The organism is Actinotalea sp. C106 (genome assembly GCF_023630195.1).
Lineage (GTDB): Bacteria > Actinomycetota > Actinomycetes > Actinomycetales > Cellulomonadaceae > Actinotalea.
On the sequence record NZ_JALPKN010000001.1, the window covers coordinates 28,566 to 44,508 of the forward strand.

Consider the following 15,943-nt stretch of genomic DNA (forward strand, 5'->3'; position numbering starts at 1 on the left):
CCGCGGGCAGCGCCCGGTGCCCATCCGTCGTCACCCTGAGGAAGCCGTGATCAAGAAGCTCAAGCGCATCGCCAAGGACCTCCTGGCGATCCCCGCCGTCCGCAAGACGTACGAGACCGCCAACCGCGGGGTCCTGGCCGTCGGGGGATCGACCCGCCTCGGCGCGACCCTCTACTCGATCCCCGGCTTCGGGACCTTCAACCGCGAGCAGTTCGCCGTCCTGTCGGGTCGACGCGCCTACTACGAGAACCTGCGGCGGTCACGGATCACGCACGTCGAGCTGCGCCGCAACGTGCACCGCCTCGAGAAGGGCATCCTCATGCGGCCGCGCCGTGACGCGTTCGCCAAGGACTACATCCTCGAGACGGTGGAGTTCTACCGGACCGCCGTCCGCCGAGGCCCGCAGGACCCGGTCATGGACGCGAGCGAGATCCAGTGGGCCCACGACGTGCTGGCCGAGTACTTCGACGTCATCACGGTCCCGGACCCGGTCGTCGACCGGGCCCGAGCGGTGTTCACGTCCCTCGAGCACTCGCCGACCGACGGCACCATCAAGCCCTACGAGCACGGTGACATCAAGCGCAGCGACGTCACCTACGAGCAGCTGCTCACCCTGGCTCACCAGCGCCGCTCGGTGCGCTGGTTCCTGGACAAGCCCGTCGAGCGCGACCTGATCGACAAGGCGCTCCTGGTCGGACGCCAGTCCCCGACGGCGTGCAACCGCCTCCCCTACGAGTACCTCGTCTTCGACGACCCCGAGATGGTCAAGACCGTCGGCAGCATCCCGTTCGGGGCGGCCGGCTACTCCCACCAGATCCCCACCCTCATCGTCGTCAAGGGGCGGCTGGACAGCTACTTCTCGCCCCGGGACCGGCACGTCATCTACATCGACGCCGCTTTGGCGTCGATGGGCTTCATGTACGCCCTGGAGACCCTGGGCCTGAGCTCGAGCGTGATCAACTGGCCGGACTTCGAGCCCCTCGAGGCCAAGATGGCCAAGACCCTCAAGCTCGCTCCCCACGAGCGGGTGATCATGCTCATCGCCGTCGGGTACGCCGACCCGACCGGCCTCGTCGCGTTCTCGCAGAAGAAGGACCTCGACGTCCTGCGCTCCTTCAACGCCCTTGAGTCGTAAGCGCCTGCTCCGCCTCGGCGCCACGATCCTGGTGCTGGGGCTGGTCGGGTACTTCTTCGGTCGCGCCCTAGCGGACAACTGGGACGCCGTCCGCGAGATCGAGGTCGAGGTCAACGGCTACTCGGTCGCCGCGGTGCTGCTCTTCGGCGCTGCCGTCGTGGTGTCTGGCCTGCTCTGGGGCTCGATGCTCTCCGGCCTCGGCAAGGTCAAGGTCACGACCGCGGACGCGATCAGGGTCCAGTGCGCGTCATGGTTGCTCAAGTACGTGCCGGGGCAGGTCGGCTCGGTGGCGAACAAGGTGCTCTGGGCCAAGCAGCGCGGCATCTCGCGCACCTTGGTGGTCATCTCCTTCGTCTACGAGAACGTCTTCCTGCTGCTGGGGTCGATCGTCCCCACGGCCGTGATCCTGCTCCTCCACGACTCCCTCGCAGCGACCGGAGACGCGCTCGGCACCTTCGTGCCGGTGCTCGTCGCCCTGGTGCCGCTGCTCCTGCTGACCGACCGGCGTATCTTCCGTCGCGCCGTGAACCTGGTCGCTCGGCGGGCCCTCAAGCGGGACGTCCCCGAGGAGTACTTCCTCGGCTGGCGTGCTACGACCGGCTACCAGCTGCTCTTCCTCGTCCCGCGGATCATCAACGGTCTGGGTTTCGTCCTCATCGTCGCGTCGTTCCTGGACGTCGAGCCGTCGGCGTACGTGCCGCTCGCGGCGATCTACGTGCTCGCAGGTGCCGTTGGTATCCTCGCCGTCTTCGTCCCGAGCGGCCTCGGCGTGCGAGAGTCGGTCATCGTGCTCCTCGCGTCGCGCTACATGCCCGTCGAGCAAGCCATCGTGCTCTCGTTGCTCGCCCGTCTCTACAGCACGATCGGGGACGTCGTCGTCGCCGTCGTGTATGGCGCCCTCAAGGTCCGTGAAGCCAAGGAAGGACGTTCGTCATGAAGGTCGCAGTCATCGGTTCGGCTCTCTCCGGCAACAAGGGGGCTGCGGCCATGCTCGAGAGCGGGGTGCAGCAGCTCTCGGCGCGCGATCCGGAGGCACGCTTCGTCCTGCTGAGCATGTACCCGCGGTCCGACGCGGCGCAGAACGCGTACCCGACGATGAAGGTCCTCGACGCCTCGCCCCTGCGGCTGGGAGTCCTCATCAACGGTGCCGCCCTCCTGCACCGCCTCCTCCCGCCCCTCCGCTCGGCCATCGAGGGCGCCGTCCCCGAGGTGCGCGCCCTCGCGACCGCCGACGTGATGCTCGACCAGGGCGGCATCACCTTCGTCGACGGACGCGGCAAGTTCCTCATCTACAACGTCGCCAGCATCCTGCCCGCGCTCTTCGTCGGGACCCCGGTCGTGAAGTGCGCGCAGGCGATGGGCCCGTTCCGCACCCCGCTCAACAAGCTGGCGGCGAAGGCGCTGCTGCCGCGCATGGCCGCGATCGTCTCGCGGGGCGCGGTGACCCACGAGCACCTCATGGGCCTAGGGCTCGACAACGTGACCGCCGGGGCGGACCTGGCGTTCACCCTCGACGTGACCGAGCACGACGCCGAGCTCGCGCGCCAGGCCGTCGACATGACCTTCTTCGACGACGGCGACGTCGTCGGGGTCTCGCCGAGCGCCGTGCTGCGCAAGTCGGCCGAGGCCGCTGGTGAGGACTACGTCGCCGAGGTCCAGCGCATGGTGGACCACCTGACGGGCACCCTGGGCAAGAAGGTGCTGCTCGTCGCGCACAGCGCACGTGCCCACACCGACAAGACGCACAACAACGACCTCCCCCTGTGCCGTGAGGTCTACGCGGGCCTCGCCCACCCGGAGCGCGTCCTGTTCCCCGACGAGGAGCTCAGCTCGCAGGCCCTGCGCTACCTCATCGGCCGTTGCGACGCCTTCGTCGCCTCGCGCTTCCACGCGATGGTCTCGTCCCTCGCCATGGGCGTCCCGACGCTCGTCATCGGGTGGAGCCACAAGTACCGCGAGGTGCTCGACATGTTCGGCCTCGCCGAGTGGGCCCTGGGCCACGACGCCTACTCCGACGAGGTCTTCGCGGAGCGGGTAGGCGACCTGCTGGACCGCCAGAGCGAGGTCCGTGAGGCGCTGGAGAGCTCGCTGCCGAAGGTCAAGGCCAAGGCCCTCGAGCAGGTCAGCGTGATCGAGCGCGTCGCCCGCGGATGACCCCGCGGGTCCTGGTCGACGCGACGGCGATCCCGGCGGACCGAGGGGGCGTCGGGCGCTACGTCGATGAGCTGCTGCCTGCCCTCGGCCGGGCCGGGGCGGACCTCGTCGTGGTGTGCCAGGAGCGGGACGCCGAGCAGACCTCGGCGCTCGTGCCCTCAGCCGAGGTCGTCACGGCTCCGGTCGCCATCGCCCGCCGCCCGGCACGGCTGGCCTGGGAGCAGGTCGGCCTGCCGCAGGTCGTGCGGAGGACGAGGGCCGACGTGCTGCACAGCCCGCACTACACGATGCCCGCACGAGCCGGCGTGCCGGTGGTGACGACGCTGCACGACGCGACCTTCTTCAGCCACCCGACGCTGCACGGGGGCCTCAAGGCACGCTTCTTCCGACGGGCCATCCGCGGTGCGGTGCGACGGTCGGCATCCCTCGTCGTGCCGTCAGAAGCCACGAGGGACGAGGTGCTCCGCTATGCCGGTGGTACCGCGGCTCGTTTCCACGTGGCCTATCACGGCGTCGACAGGTCGGTGTTCCATCCCGTCAGCGTCCAGGAGCGGGAGCGGGTGACCACGACGCTGGGGCTCGCACAAGGAGAGGCGTACGTCGGCTTCCTCGGAACCCTCGAGCCGCGCAAGAACGTGCCTGCCCTCGTGCGCGGATGGGTGCAGGCGGTCGGCGACGTCCCGAGCCCGCCCGCCCTCGTGCTCGCCGGGGGAGCGGGGTGGGACGAGGACATCGAGCCCGCGATCGCGGCTGTCCCCCCCCACCTTCGCGTGATCCGGACGGGCTACCTTCCGCTGACGGACCTCGCAGGCTTCCTCGCGGCGTCGACCGTCCTGGCCTACCCGAGCCACGGTGAGGGCTTCGGGCTCCCGGTGCTCGAGGCGATGGCCTGCGGCGCGGCCGTGCTGACCACCCGAGAGCTGTCTCTCCCGGAGGTCGGCGGGGACGCGGTTGCGTACTGCGGCACCACCGAGCACGAGATCGGTGCCGCACTTCGTGACCTGCTGCAGGACGAGGAGAGACGGCGGACGCTCGGAGATGCAGCGGCACGGCGAGCTGCGCTCTTCACCTGGGACACCGCCGCGGAGGTACACCTCCGCGCCTACGCGGCCGCCGCGGGCTGACTACTCGTCCCGCGCTGGCGAACCGCCCGATCCCGCACCGGCTGGCGCGTCGGCGTCGGTGGCTGGTGCGCTCGACCTGGCACCCCACCACCCGGCGACGATCAGCAGCACGACGCCGAGGGGGAGGACCGCGAAGCACGCCAGGGTCACTGCGGGTGGTGTTGCGGACCACGCTCCCAGCGACTCCAGGCGCCCCATGAGGGTCTCACCGGCCCAGTGGTGCTCGAGGGCCTTCACGAACGAGAGGCCCGTGAATGCGAGTCCTCCTCCCACGATGACCAGCGCGGCCACCTGCCTGAGCTTGCCCCGGAGCGTGCCCATCAGGCCGAGACCGAAGGCGCCGGCGACGGCGGCGATGCCGGTGAAGAGGTACCTGCCCTGGAGCCCGCGCGCGAAGCCGGTGTCGAGGAAGAGCGACCACGTCGAGTACATGAGCACAGCGATCAGGGCGACGAAGGGCAGCGCCAGGAGCAGCCCGTCGGCCCGACGCGCGGAGTAGGACTGCCGGCGCACCACGAGGACGAGCAGTCCCACGAGGAGGACGACGGTCAGCGCCCAGGTGACCGCGTAGGGGAAGGGCGCTTCTTCGTGCTTGATCGACAGCATCGCCCAGAAGCGCGTCGGCACGTACTCGGCGACAGCGCTGACGAACCGGGGGAGCGCGGCCGCGGGGTCGAGCGGCACGTCACGGCTCGGCAGGTGCCCAGCAGGCTGCACGGCGCCGAAGACGAGGTAGTTGCGTACCCACCACCAGGCGCCCAGGAGGGAGAGGGCGCCTGTGGTCACCAGCCCACCTAGGGCTCTGCCCCAACGGCGGGTGCGAGCCGCACCGAGCAGGTACCCGAGGCAGATCACCGGGATGAACAGGAGCGCCCAGGCCTTGGCGAGCAGCCCGACGGCCAGCACGAGCCCGAGCAGCACGGCCGTTCTGCGACGTTGGTCGCCCGTACCCACCCGGGTGATGAGGTAGGACATCGCGACACCCGTGAGGATCGCGAGGTTCTCGTTGTTGACCGCGCCGCCCAGTGCGCCCAGCTGGGGGACGAGCAGCGGGGTGGCAGCGCCGACGGCGATGCCAGCGCGATCGGCCCCCAGCCTGTGCACCGTCAACGCCATGAGCCACGGGAGCGGGGTGATCAGCAGCACGTTGACCAGGCGGAGCAGCCACACGTGGAGGTCGAACGCGGTGCTCTCGGGCGTCAGGTGGCTCGCCGCCGCGGTCAAGGCGTAGTAGCCAGGTGGGTGCTGACCCAGGTTGTTCGTGCCGGAGGTCGTGACCTCACCGTCGACGACGAAGGGCGGGCGCGTCGCTCGGGGGACCACGTCCTCCCGCGCCAGGGGGTAGTACTGGCCGTCGGCGTCGGTGTGGCCCGCGATGGAGCGGGTCTTGGAGACGTTGGTGACGATCGGCAGCTGCTTGTAGCCCGGCCAGTCCATCCCGTAGCGCAAGGACAGGGTGGCGCTCACCTGGGCCGGTTCGTCGGCGGACCGGTAGGTTGGCAGGACGAAGGTCCAGGTGAGCAGGACGCCGAGCCAGACGATGGTGATCGCTGCGACCAGGGCTCGCGGGAAGGGGCCGGTACGCGCGGTCCGCAGGTCGCGCGAGGGTCGCGGGGCTCGATGCCTCGCCTCACCCGGGTGGGGCTCCGCTCCAGGCTGGTCGGTGGGCTGGGTCGCAGGACGTGTCACGACGTCAGAGCCTCCAGGTACCCGCTGACGTCGGCCAGGGTGGGGAGCAGGCCGCTGCGCTCGGCCTCCCGCAGGCTGGGTGCGGCTCGGTCCTTCTCCGAGAGCTGAGGCGTCAGCGCGGACCCGTCACGTCCGACCGTGGGCCAGGTGATGCCCACCTCAGGGTCAAGGGGGTGCAGCCCGTGCTCACGGCCCGGGGAGTAGCCGGTCGAGCAGAGGTAGAGGACGGTGGAGTCGTCCTCCAAGGAGAGGAACGCGTGCCCCAGGCCCTCGCCGATGTAGATCGCGCGTCGGTCCACGTCGTCGAGCAGGACCGAGTCCCACTGCCCGAAGGTCGGCGAGCCGACGCGGATGTCGACGACGACGTCCAGGATCGCGCCCTTCGCGCAGGTGACGTACTTGGCCTGCCCGGGGGGCACGTCGGCGAAGTGGATGCCGCGCAGGACGCCTGCCGCGGAGACCGAGCAGTTGGCCTGCTGGAGGTCGAAGGTGTGCCCGGTGGCCTCGAGGAACGGTCCGCCCTGGAAGTACTCGAGGAACACGCCCCGCGGGTCACCGTGGTGCCGAGGGGAGATCTCCCAGGCGCCGGGGACGCTCAGCTCGCGGTAGGTCATGTCCGTCCTCTCGTGTGGGTGCCCAGAGATCGTACCGGCGCGACTAGGTTGTCCCCGTGACTGGACGACGGGAGACGATGTGCGCTGGCTGGTGACCGGGGCGGGCGGAATGCTCGGCCAGGAGATGACCTCGCTGCTGCTCGAACGAGACGAGGCCTGCCGCGCGGTCGCTCGGGACGAGCTCGACGTGACCGACTCGGCGGCCACGGAGAAGGCCGTCGCGGGGTTCGACGTGGTGGTCAACTGCGCTGCGTACACCGCTGTCGACGCGGCTGAGGCCGATGAGGCCACCGCCTTCGGCGTCAACGCGGTCGGGGCGGCCAACCTGGCCCGCGCGGCAAGGCTCGCCGGTGCCCGGATCGTGCAGGTGTCGACGGACTACGTCTTCGACGGTGCCGCCACGCGGGCCTATCCCGAGGACGCGTCCCTGGCGCCGGCGAGCGCCTACGGACGGACCAAGGCCGCAGGGGAGTGGGCCGTGCGGGCCGAGAACCCTGACCACCTCGTCGTGCGTACCGCGTGGCTCTACGGCGAGGCTGGCCCGTGCTTCCCGCGGACGATCGCCCGCGTGGCGCACCAGCGCGGTGCCCTCGACGTCGTCGACGACCAGTGGGGGCAGCCGACCTGGACCCGGGACCTGGCAGACCTGGTTCATCGCCTCGTCCGGGCCGACGCCCCCGCGGGCACGTACCACGGCAGCTCCTCCGGCCGGACGACCTGGCACGGGTTCGCTCGGGCGGTCGTCGCCGCAGCGGGCCTGGACCCCGCGATCGTCGCTCCGACGACGAGCGAGGCCTTCGTGCGCCCCGCCCCTCGGCCGGCGTTCTCGGTGCTGGGTCACGATGCCCTCGAACGGCACGGCGTCGTGCCGATCGGCGACTGGGCCGAGCGCTGGGCCGTGGCTGGTGCGGGGGTGCTGGCACCTGATCAGTGACCCGCCCGGGGCCCGCGCATCAGGCCCCGGGCGAGGTCTGGGTCAGCGAGGACGCGCCGCGCCGTCGAGCGGCTAGCACCGCTGCTCCAGCACCGGTGCAGTCCGCCAGGAGCATGAGGAAGCGGCTCACGAGTGCGAGAACCAGGGCGTCATCTCTGTTCAGTGCGGTTGCGAGGACCAGGACCAGCGCGGCCTCTCGAGCGCCTGCACCTGCAGGCAGCACGACGATGACGAAGCCGACGACCCATGCCAGGGCGTACCCGCCGGTGGTGAGCAGCAGGAGGCCCTCGGTAGGGGCGCCCAGGGAGCGGGCGAGCAGCCACAGGTGCAGCCCGAAGGCAACCCACATGGCCGCGGTCCACACGCAGGCCTCGAGCATCGCGCGCGCGGTGATCGGTTCGATGCTGCCGCCGCGACGCACAAGGGTCAGGGCGGCCGGGAACCACCGGTTGAAGACCGCGGGGACCAGAGGGAGGAGCCCCGCCGCCGCGAGCAGCGTGAGCCACCAGTAGGCCCGCAGCGCCTCGGGAGAGGAGAAGGCGAGGGTGACCATCGCCACGGCCACGCCCATGACGACCAGGACCACCCACCGGACCATGCCGGCAAGGACGGCGCGGGTGCGGCGCACGCCGTAGTCCCGCGAGAGCATGGACTGCGCGACCACGGGCCAGACCCCGCCGGGGACGTACTTGCCCAGCTCGCCGAGCAGGAAGACGCGAGAGGCTGCCGGCACGGACAGCGGCGACCCCAGCCCCCGGAGCGCAGAACGCCAGGTCATCATGGTGCACGCGAGCCCGACGAGGACCAGGGCGAAGGCGGCACCGACAGCCCCCAGGTCGAGCTGCCCCAGACCCGCGGTGATGTCGTCCCACTCGTCGATCAGGTACACCGTGGCGAACCCGGCGACGATGACGAGCGCCAGGGGGCGCAGGTAGCGACGTAGTCCTCTCCTGTGACGCGGGTGGGTGGCGGCCAGCGGCGCCGCTGAGGAACTCACCTCACGAGGGTAGTCGCCGGGCCGCAGGCGCCTGCTCGACGGTCGGGCCGCTCGGCGCGTCACGCCGTGCGCGCCAGCCGCCGACGAGCAGGACCACGACCGTGGTCACCCACAGCACCGCCGAGAGACCGAGGACCGTGCCGTTCGCCGGCGTAGAGGCCAGCCCCCACGCCCCCCACCGGGTCCACGCCTCCTCGACCGTGCCCCCGGCAGGTCGGTACATGTGCTCAGCGGCCAGGACGAGGCTGAGCACGGCCACGGCCGCGGCGACCGCGGTGACGGCGGCGGGGAGCGCCGCGCGGACCGACGCCGAGGCGGCCACCAGATCGAGGGCGGCAGCCACCGCGATCCCCAGCACCACGAGGGCGCAGAAGAGGTAGCGACCCTGGAGCCCGGGGAACTGGCCCGAGTGGAAGTGCCGGATGCCACCCCCGACGAGCACGATGCCCAGGATCCCGGCGGGGAAGGCCGCGAGCGCCAGCATCGGACCGACTCTGCGCCGGCGGACGGCCCACACCGCCGCGCCGAGCAGGGCGAGCAGGACGAGCGAATTCCCGGAGCGGACGAGCCACGCCGGGACCTCGAGCTCGAGCCAGCCGAAGGATCCCCAGAAGGTCTGCGAGAGCCGCACCGAGGCCTGGTAGAGGAACACGCGCAGCGTCTGCTGGCCGTCCCCCGCTGGCAGGGGCGGGTCGCCCGCGGGCTGGACCTCCCCGTAGAGGAGCAGGTTGCGCAACCACCACCAGCCCCCGACGACGAATGCCGTCGCGAGGGCGATCAGAGCGTTGCCCGTCCGGCGGCGCCAGCCCAGCCCGTGCGCGGGGAGCAGCAGGGCCAGGGCCACCATGGGGATCGCGGCGAGCATGAACCCTTTGGTCAGCAGCCCCAGGCCCAGGGCGGCGCCGAGCCCGAGCAGCGCACGGCCGCCCGGGGGGGTGGTCATGGTCCGGACGACGAGGTAGACGACCAGGCTCCCGGAGAGGGTGGTCAGGGCGTCGTTCGAGGCGCCTCCGGCGATGTGCGCCACCTGCGGTATGCCCAGGGGGATGACGGAGGCCGCGAGGGCGACGGGTCGCGAGCCGACCAGCCTCTCGACGCTGAGCCCGATGAGGGGCACGGTCCCGACGGTGAGCACGACGCTGAGCAGCCGGAGGGCCAGGAGCTGGCCGTCCCAGGCCCAGTCGTGGGCGCCGAGCACCGTCAGGAGACCGGCGCCGAGCGCGTAGTACGCCGGCGGGTGCTGACTCATCTGGTCATAGCTCTGCGTGATCGGTGCCGGGAACGGTGCCGTCATCGCGGTGACCACCGAGCGGCTGGGAGCGTCCCGCGGGGCGCGTACCGCCAGCGCGTCCAGGCCGACGTCGAAGCCGGCCTCCTGCGTCGCGAGCACCGTCCCCTCGGTGAGGTAAGCAGCCCCCGGTGCGGGCCATCCACCGCCGTTCATGAGCCGCAGCACGCTGTTGTAGTGCTGGGGCTCGTCCGGGGCCTTGAAAGGCGGGGTGAGCACCGACCAGCACGTGGCCAGGAGCCCGAAGCACACCGTCAGCAGGACCAGCGAGGTCCGGAAGGTGCGGCGAGGCATCCGGTGAGGGTAGCGGTCGGCCGCTAGGTTGACCCGATGCTCGCCGACGACGTAGCCCGCCCCGCCCGGCCTCGTGCTCTGCTCCGGGCCGCGCCCTACCTGGCTGTGCTGGTCCTCTCGGCGGGACTGATCGGCGCGACCCTCGCCATCGGCGCGCGGCTCGACCTCACGACCTCGCAGCTCATGCGCGACCCCGCCACGTCCTTCATGGCCTCGCCCTTCATCGGGTTCCTGTCTCAGATCGGGATCTTCATCTGGTCCGGGACCGCCTCGATCGCCCTCTTCGCCGCTGCGGCCGGGGTAGGCGCGGCGACGCGTCGCCTCCGGGCCATGCTCGCGGCCACGGGCCTCCTCACGGCGGCGCTCGCCCTCGACGACCTCTTCCTCCTGCACGAGGCCGTGCTCCCGATGATCGGCGTGCCCGAGCTCGTGACCTACGGCGCCTACGGCGTGGCGGCGGTGGTCATCGCGCTGACGTTCTGGCGCGAGGCCCTGGCCTGCAGGCCCGGCCTGCTGCTCGTCGCGGGGCTGTTCCTCGGAGGGTCGGTCGCGCTGGACCTGCTCGACCCGTCCGGCATCGACCCGTACCTGTGGGAGGACGGCGCCAAGCTGGTCGGACTCGTCGCATGGTTCGTGCTGCACGTCGACGTGTCACGGCACGCGGTGCGGTGCGGTGCCGAGCCCTGCGGGTCCCGCTGCCCCACGGCGAGGCTCGCGGGCCGCCGCTGAGTCAGCCCTCCTGCTCGAGGAGCTCGAGCAGGTAGGTGCCGTAGCCGGACTTGGTGAGCCCCTCGGCCCGGGCACGCAGCTCGTCGTTGCTGAGGAACCCGCGGCGCCAGGCCACCTCCTCGGGGGACCCGATCTTGAGCCCCTGGCGGTGCTCGACGGTACGCACGTAGTCGGAGGCCTCGAGCAGCGAGTCGAAGGTGCCGGTGTCCAGCCACGCCGTACCGCGGGGCAGGACCTCGACCTGGAGGCGGCCCTGCTCGAGGTAGGTGCGGTTGACGTCGGTGATCTCGTACTCGCCGCGGGCCGAGGGCTTGAGCTCCCGGGCGATCGCCAGGACGTCGTTGTCGTAGAAGTACAGACCGGGCACCGCATAGTTGCTCTTGGGGTGGGCCGGCTTCTCCTCGAGGGACAGGGCCTTGCCCTGCGCGTCGAACTCGACCACGCCGTAGCTGGTGGGGTCGGCGACCCGGTAGGCGAAGACCGCGCCACCGTCGATGTCGCTGAACCGCGAGAGGCGGCTGCCCAGACCTGCGCCGTAGAAGATGTTGTCCCCCAGGACGAGGGCTGCGGAGTCCGCCCCGACGAAGTCCGCCCCCAGGACGAAGGCCTGCGCCAGCCCGTTGGGCTCGGCCTGCACCGCGTAGGAGATCGAGATGCCGAACTGCGAGCCGTCGCCCAGCAGGCGGTGGAACTGGTCGGCGTCGTGCGGGGTGGTGATCACGAGCACGTCGCGGATGCCGGCGAGGATCAACGTCGAGAGCGGGTAGTAGATCATCGGCTTGTCGTAGACCGGGACCAGCTGCTTGCTGACGCCCTGGGTGATGGGGTGAAGCCTCGTGCCGGACCCGCCGGCCAGGATGATTCCTCGCATGGGTGCACATACTGGCCTAGTCAGCCGGGGATCACTAGCGGGTTACCGGGGTCCCACCACTGCGTCACTCGTACGGCGCTACCATCTCTCGCAGTCCTGCCGCCGAGCCACGAGGGCACTGTGCTTCTGACGACGAACATGACCCAGCCGTACGCCTGGGGCTCGACCACCGCCATCCCCGAGCTCGTCGGCCTGGAGGCCACCGACCAGCCGGTCGCCGAGTGGTGGCTCGGAGCTCACCCCAGCGCGCCCTCGGTCGTGCACGCCGAGGACGGTGCGGTCCCGCTCGATGCCTACCTGAGTCGCCACGCGGAGGCCGCGCTGGGGGCGGACGTCGTCGCGCGCTTCGGCACCGCGCTGCCCTACCTGCTCAAGCTCATCGCCGCCGAGTGCCCGCTCTCGCTCCAGGTCCACCCGCACGTCGATCGCGCCCGGGCGGGTTTCGACGCCGAGGAGGAGGCCGGTGTCCCGCTCGGTGCTGCGCACCGCAACTACAAGGACCGCAACCACAAGCCCGAGCTGGTCTACGCCCTGACCACCTTCGAGGCGCTGTGCGGCTTCCGAGCCCCACGCCGGGCGGCCGAGCTCCTCGCGGGCCTCGACGCGCCGCTGGCCACCGAGCTGCACGACGTCCTCGCTGCCGAACCGTCCCCGGCCGGGATCCGTACGGCCTTCCAGCTGCTCCTCGAGCCCGCCACCCGTCCCAGCGCGGAGGCGGTGGGTGAGGTGGTCGAGGCGTGCCGGGCCCGGCTCGAGTCAGGCTCGCCGTCCCCGCGCGCCGATCGCACTGTCGCCTTGCTGGGAGAGCACCACCCGGGGGACCCCGGGGTCGTGACCTCGCTGCTGCTCAACCCCGTGACGCTCCAGCCCGGGGACGCGATGTTCGTCCCGGCGGGTGGCGTCCACGCCTACCTGCGCGGACTCGCCGTCGAGGTCATGGCGAGCTCGGACAACGTGCTGCGCGCCGGCCTGACGCCCAAGCACATCGACATCCCGGAGCTGCTCGACAACGTCGACTACGTCGCAGCCCCGCCCATCCGGATCGCGCCTGAGACCTTCTACGGCGCCACCAAGGTCTTCTACGCGCCGGTCGACGACTTCGAGCTCTCGGTCACGACGGTCGACGACGACGCCGTGCACCGCCTGCCGGGTCGGGGCCCGCGGGTCCTGCTGTGCCTCGAGGGCGAGCTCACGGTCGAACCGTCCCGCGGGCCTGGCCTCACGCTGCGCCGTGGGGCGACGGCCTTCGCTCCCGCGGACGACGGCATGCTCACGGTTCGAGGCAGGGGCACGCTCATTCAGGCCGACGTGCCCTGACGCCGCTCCGCCCGGACGACGTGCCCCTGACGGGGTGCGTCGGACCGGGATCCTCTCCTGACTCGCTGGATGCTGGCGGACCAACGGCCCACGGGGCACGGGCAGTCTTCGCTACTGTCTCGCCCATGGCGTCCCCGCTGGACCGACGTGTCCTGGTCGTGCTCCCCGCGTGGAACGAGGCAGAGTCCCTCCCCACGGTCCTCACTGAGATCCGTACCCACCTCCCTGGTGTGTCCGTCTTGGTCGTCAACGACGGCTCCTCCGACGAGACGAGCGCCCTGGCGCGGAGGCACGACGTCGAGGTCCTCGACCTCCCGTTCAACCTGGGTGTGGGAGGTGCGATGCGTGCCGGCTTCCGGTACGCCCTGGCCGAGGGGTTCGACGCGGTCGTGCAGGTGGACGCCGACGGTCAGCACGACCCCCGGGACGTGCCGAGCCTGGTCGAAGGCCTCGATCGGTCGGACATCGTCATCGGAGCCCGGTTCGCCGAACGCGGTGAGTACGAGGTGCGCGGACCACGCCGCTGGGCGATGAGGGTCCTGGCTGATGTCCTGAGCCGACTCGCCCGGACCCCCCTCACCGACACCACCTCGGGGTTCCGGGCGTCGGGTCCGCGGGCGATCCGACTCTTCGCCGTGCACTATCCCGCCGAGTACCTCGGGGACACCATCGAGTCTCTCGTGCTCGCCGTCCGTGGTGGCCTGACCGTCGAACAGGTCGGCGTGGCGATGCGGGCCCGGTCGGCGGGACGTCCCTCGCAGCACCCCGCCAAGGCGGCGGTCTACCTGCTCCGTGCCTGCCTCGCCCTCGGCATCTCTCTCACTCGGCGATCCCAGATGCTCGTCACGGCCGAGGTGGCTGCGTGAACGGGCACCTGTTCGCACTGTCCTGCGCGCTGATCACCCTCGTCTTCATGGTCGAGCTGCTCCGGCGCCGTCGGCTGCGGGAGAAGTACGTCGTCCTGTGGATCGCGGTCGCGGTGGTCGTGCTGGTCAGCGCGGTCTTCCCGCACCTGCTCGAGCAGCTGTCCGCCCTCGTCGGCATCACCGTCCCCGTCAACCTGCTCTTCTTCGCCGGGTTGCTCCTGCTGCTGGTGGTCTGCGTCCAGCTCAGCGCCGAGGTCAGCACGCTGGAGCACGAGAGCCAGACCTTGGCTGAGGAGACGGCGTTGCTCCGCAACAGGGTGGAGAGGCTAGAACGGGCGAGTGGCGCAGCGCCCGGTCCGCCGCTCGTCGCGGATCCCGACGTGAGTCGTCGCTCGACCACATGACGGAGGTCGTGATCGTGAACCGGCATGCGCTCGGCCGTCGGCTCCGCCCCCTGGCGATGCCCTTCGGTGCTCTCCTCCTCCTGGCGGCCCTCGCCTCGTGGGCACTGGCCTCACCCGTCGGGTCCTCACCCGACGAGGACTACCACCTCGTCAGCATCTGGTGCGGCGGCGGGATCGACGAGGGGGTGTGCGAGGAGGGCGCCGGCCCGGACGACCGACGCGTGGCCGAGGCCCTCGTCGACTCGTCCTGCTACGCGTTCGACGCGGACCAGAGCGCGAGCTGCCAGGAGGACGTCACGTCGCTCGCCGCGCAGGAGCAGGTCCTCACGCAGCGCGGGAACTTCACGGGCAGCTATCCGCCGGTGTTCTACGCCGTGATGAACCTCGTCGCCGGGGACGACCTCTCGCGTTCGGTGATCGCCATGCGGCTCGTCAACGCGGTGCTGTTCGTCGTGCTCGGGGCGGCGGCCTACGCCCTCTCCTCGCCGGGTCTGCGGCGCGGCCTCGTCGGAGGGGTCGTGGTGACGATCGTGCCCCTCGGCATGTTCATCGTCCCCTCGCTGAACCCGAGCAGCTGGGCCGTCATCTCGGCGGCGCTGCTCTTCGTCTCGCTCGTCGGCTTCATGACTGCGCCGGGCGTCAGGCGTGTGCTCGGGCACGGTGGGCTCGCTGCTGTCGCCGTGGTCCTCGGTGCGGGGGCGCGGGCTGACTCCGCGATGTACGCCACCCTGGCTGTGTGCGCGGCACTGGCCTGCACGGTGCGCTGGCGACGGGAGTCGCTGCTGCGCGCGGGCTACCCGCTGCTGCTCGGTGTCGCCGCAGCGGCGTCGTACCTCTCGTCCGGGCAGTCCGACGCCGTGACCGGCGTGGCGCCCCGCCCCCTCACGGGCGCCCTCGCCGTGGGCACCATGCTCGACGTGCCCGACCTGTGGGTGGGAGCCCTCGGCGGATGGGGCCTGGGATGGCTGGACACCGCGATGCCCCCGCTCGTGCCCTTCGTCACCGTGGCCGCGTGCGCCGCGACCGTGATGATCGGGCTTGGCCGGGTGTACCTCGGACGAGGTCTCGCGCTCGTCGGCGTCGGCGTCGCGGCGTGGGTCGTCCCGGCCTACGTGCAGTACCTCTCGGGCCTCCCTGTCGGTTCTCACGTCCAGCCGCGGTACGTGTATCCCTTGATCATCCTCTTCGTGATCGCGGCCGCGGTCCGCGTCGGTCGCGTCGAGGCCGGTGGCGCATGGAGCCGACCGCAGCGGATCGTGCTCGCCCTCGCCCTGGGGGCAGCGCACTCGGTCGCCCTGCACGCGAACCTCCGGCGCTACGTCACGGGCACCGACGTCGGGGGCCTCGATCTCGACGGCGCGATCGAGTGGTGGTGGGGTGTCCCGATCTCACCGATGGGGGTCTGGATGCTCGGCTCGGTCGCGTTCGCCGCGGCGCTCCTGCTGCTCACGCGCGAGATGGAGCGCGGCGGGACGCGCCGACCCGTGGCCGTGCCCAGGGCGACCGCGGGGGAGGCCGTGACGCCGG

General features: G+C 71.3%; 15 protein-coding genes. 10 read left to right on the forward strand and 5 right to left on the reverse strand.

The features are described from left to right. The first annotated feature begins 16 nt into the window (after window positions 1-16). Genes L0B03_RS00100 through L0B03_RS00115 form a run of 4 tightly spaced genes read left to right on the forward strand, consistent with a single transcriptional unit; the run spans window position 17 to window position 4,413 of the window. Window positions 17-1,135 carry a nitroreductase family protein gene (locus tag L0B03_RS00100; protein WP_250442519.1) on the forward strand — a complete coding sequence of 373 codons (1,119 nt, stop codon included), beginning with the start codon at window positions 17-19 and terminating at the stop codon, window positions 1,133-1,135. After that, window positions 1,125-2,072, forward strand: a complete 948-nt coding sequence (locus tag L0B03_RS00105) for a lysylphosphatidylglycerol synthase domain-containing protein (protein ID WP_250442522.1) — start codon at window positions 1,125-1,127, stop codon at window positions 2,070-2,072. The genes L0B03_RS00100 and L0B03_RS00105 overlap by 11 nt, the downstream gene beginning before the upstream one ends. Then, the gene (locus tag L0B03_RS00110; RefSeq protein WP_250442523.1) at window positions 2,069-3,289 is read left to right on the forward strand and encodes a polysaccharide pyruvyl transferase family protein; all 1,221 of its coding nucleotides are present in this window, start codon (window positions 2,069-2,071) and stop codon (window positions 3,287-3,289) included. The genes L0B03_RS00105 and L0B03_RS00110 overlap by 4 nt, the downstream gene beginning before the upstream one ends. Beyond that, window positions 3,286-4,413, forward strand: coding sequence for a glycosyltransferase family 1 protein (locus L0B03_RS00115; protein WP_250442525.1), 1,128 nt, complete (start codon window positions 3,286-3,288; stop codon window positions 4,411-4,413). The genes L0B03_RS00110 and L0B03_RS00115 overlap by 4 nt, the downstream gene beginning before the upstream one ends. Here L0B03_RS00115 and L0B03_RS00120 read toward each other — a convergent pair whose 3' ends face one another. Continuing rightward, window positions 4,414-6,102: a hypothetical protein gene (locus L0B03_RS00120; protein ID WP_250442527.1), complete on the reverse strand. Its 1,689-nt coding sequence runs from the start codon at window positions 6,100-6,102 to the stop codon at window positions 4,414-4,416. Beyond that, window positions 6,099-6,716 (reverse strand): dTDP-4-dehydrorhamnose 3,5-epimerase family protein, encoded by a 618-nt coding sequence (locus L0B03_RS00125; protein ID WP_250442528.1) that lies wholly within the window; start codon window positions 6,714-6,716, stop codon window positions 6,099-6,101. The genes L0B03_RS00120 and L0B03_RS00125 overlap by 4 nt, the downstream gene beginning before the upstream one ends. Before the next feature lie 79 nt (window positions 6,717-6,795). On the opposite strand from L0B03_RS00125, the gene rfbD reads away from it, so the two are divergent. Continuing rightward, complete coding sequence (gene rfbD, locus L0B03_RS00130; protein ID WP_250442530.1) at window positions 6,796-7,650, forward strand: dTDP-4-dehydrorhamnose reductase; 855 nt, start codon at window positions 6,796-6,798, stop codon at window positions 7,648-7,650. Window positions 7,651-7,669: 19 nt separating this feature from the next. Here the strand turns inward: rfbD and L0B03_RS00135 are convergent, their stop codons facing one another. Next, on the reverse strand, window positions 7,670-8,647 hold the full coding sequence (locus tag L0B03_RS00135; RefSeq protein WP_250442532.1) for a lysylphosphatidylglycerol synthase domain-containing protein: 978 nt from the start codon (window positions 8,645-8,647) through the stop codon (window positions 7,670-7,672). Between the two features lies 1 nt (window position 8,648). Next, window positions 8,649-10,229 carry a DUF2142 domain-containing protein gene (locus L0B03_RS00140; protein WP_250442534.1) on the reverse strand — a complete coding sequence of 527 codons (1,581 nt, stop codon included), beginning with the start codon at window positions 10,227-10,229 and terminating at the stop codon, window positions 8,649-8,651. A 36-nt stretch (window positions 10,230-10,265) separates the two neighbouring features. On the opposite strand from L0B03_RS00140, the gene L0B03_RS00145 reads away from it, so the two are divergent. Beyond that, window positions 10,266-10,958 (forward strand): hypothetical protein, encoded by a 693-nt coding sequence (locus tag L0B03_RS00145; protein ID WP_250442535.1) that lies wholly within the window; start codon window positions 10,266-10,268, stop codon window positions 10,956-10,958. A gap of 1 nt (window position 10,959) precedes the next feature. On the opposite strand, the gene rfbA is transcribed toward L0B03_RS00145, so the two are convergent. Next, window positions 10,960-11,829 carry a glucose-1-phosphate thymidylyltransferase RfbA gene (rfbA, locus tag L0B03_RS00150; protein WP_250442537.1) on the reverse strand — a complete coding sequence of 290 codons (870 nt, stop codon included), beginning with the start codon at window positions 11,827-11,829 and terminating at the stop codon, window positions 10,960-10,962. A 138-nt stretch (window positions 11,830-11,967) separates the two neighbouring features. Here rfbA and manA point away from each other — a divergent pair, with 138 nt between their 5' ends. The 4 genes from manA to L0B03_RS00170 all read left to right on the forward strand — a co-directional run. Then, window positions 11,968-13,146, forward strand: coding sequence for a mannose-6-phosphate isomerase, class I (gene manA, locus L0B03_RS00155; protein WP_250442545.1), 1,179 nt, complete (start codon window positions 11,968-11,970; stop codon window positions 13,144-13,146). Window positions 13,147-13,271: 125 nt separating this feature from the next. Then, complete coding sequence (locus tag L0B03_RS00160; protein WP_250442539.1) at window positions 13,272-14,012, forward strand: glycosyltransferase family 2 protein; 741 nt, start codon at window positions 13,272-13,274, stop codon at window positions 14,010-14,012. Beyond that, window positions 14,009-14,416, forward strand: a complete 408-nt coding sequence (locus L0B03_RS00165; RefSeq protein WP_250442541.1) for a DUF2304 family protein — start codon at window positions 14,009-14,011, stop codon at window positions 14,414-14,416. The genes L0B03_RS00160 and L0B03_RS00165 overlap by 4 nt, the downstream gene beginning before the upstream one ends. Beyond that, window positions 14,413-15,943, forward strand: a 1,531-nt coding sequence (locus tag L0B03_RS00170) for a DUF2142 domain-containing protein (protein WP_250442543.1), incomplete at its 3' end; no start/stop codon positions are given. The genes L0B03_RS00165 and L0B03_RS00170, both read left to right, overlap by 4 nt.

Excerpts from the sequence above, each read along its gene's own strand:
- L0B03_RS00110 (WP_250442523.1), top strand. The coding sequence starts at position 2,069 with ATGAAGGTCGCAGTCATCGGTTCGGCTCTCTCCGGCAACAAGGGGGCT.
- L0B03_RS00115 (WP_250442525.1), top strand. The coding sequence starts at position 3,286 with ATGACCCCGCGGGTCCTGGTCGACGCGACGGCGATCCCGGCGGACCGA.
- L0B03_RS00125 (WP_250442528.1), bottom strand. The coding sequence starts at position 6,716 with ATGACCTACCGCGAGCTGAGCGTCCCCGGCGCCTGGGAGATCTCCCCT.
- L0B03_RS00140 (WP_250442534.1), bottom strand. The coding sequence starts at position 10,229 with ATGCCTCGCCGCACCTTCCGGACCTCGCTGGTCCTGCTGACGGTGTGC.
- L0B03_RS00145 (WP_250442535.1), top strand. The coding sequence starts at position 10,266 with ATGCTCGCCGACGACGTAGCCCGCCCCGCCCGGCCTCGTGCTCTGCTC.
- rfbA (WP_250442537.1), bottom strand. The coding sequence starts at position 11,829 with ATGCGAGGAATCATCCTGGCCGGCGGGTCCGGCACGAGGCTTCACCCC.
- manA (WP_250442545.1), top strand. The coding sequence starts at position 11,968 with ATGACCCAGCCGTACGCCTGGGGCTCGACCACCGCCATCCCCGAGCTC.
- L0B03_RS00160 (WP_250442539.1), top strand. The coding sequence starts at position 13,272 with ATGGCGTCCCCGCTGGACCGACGTGTCCTGGTCGTGCTCCCCGCGTGG.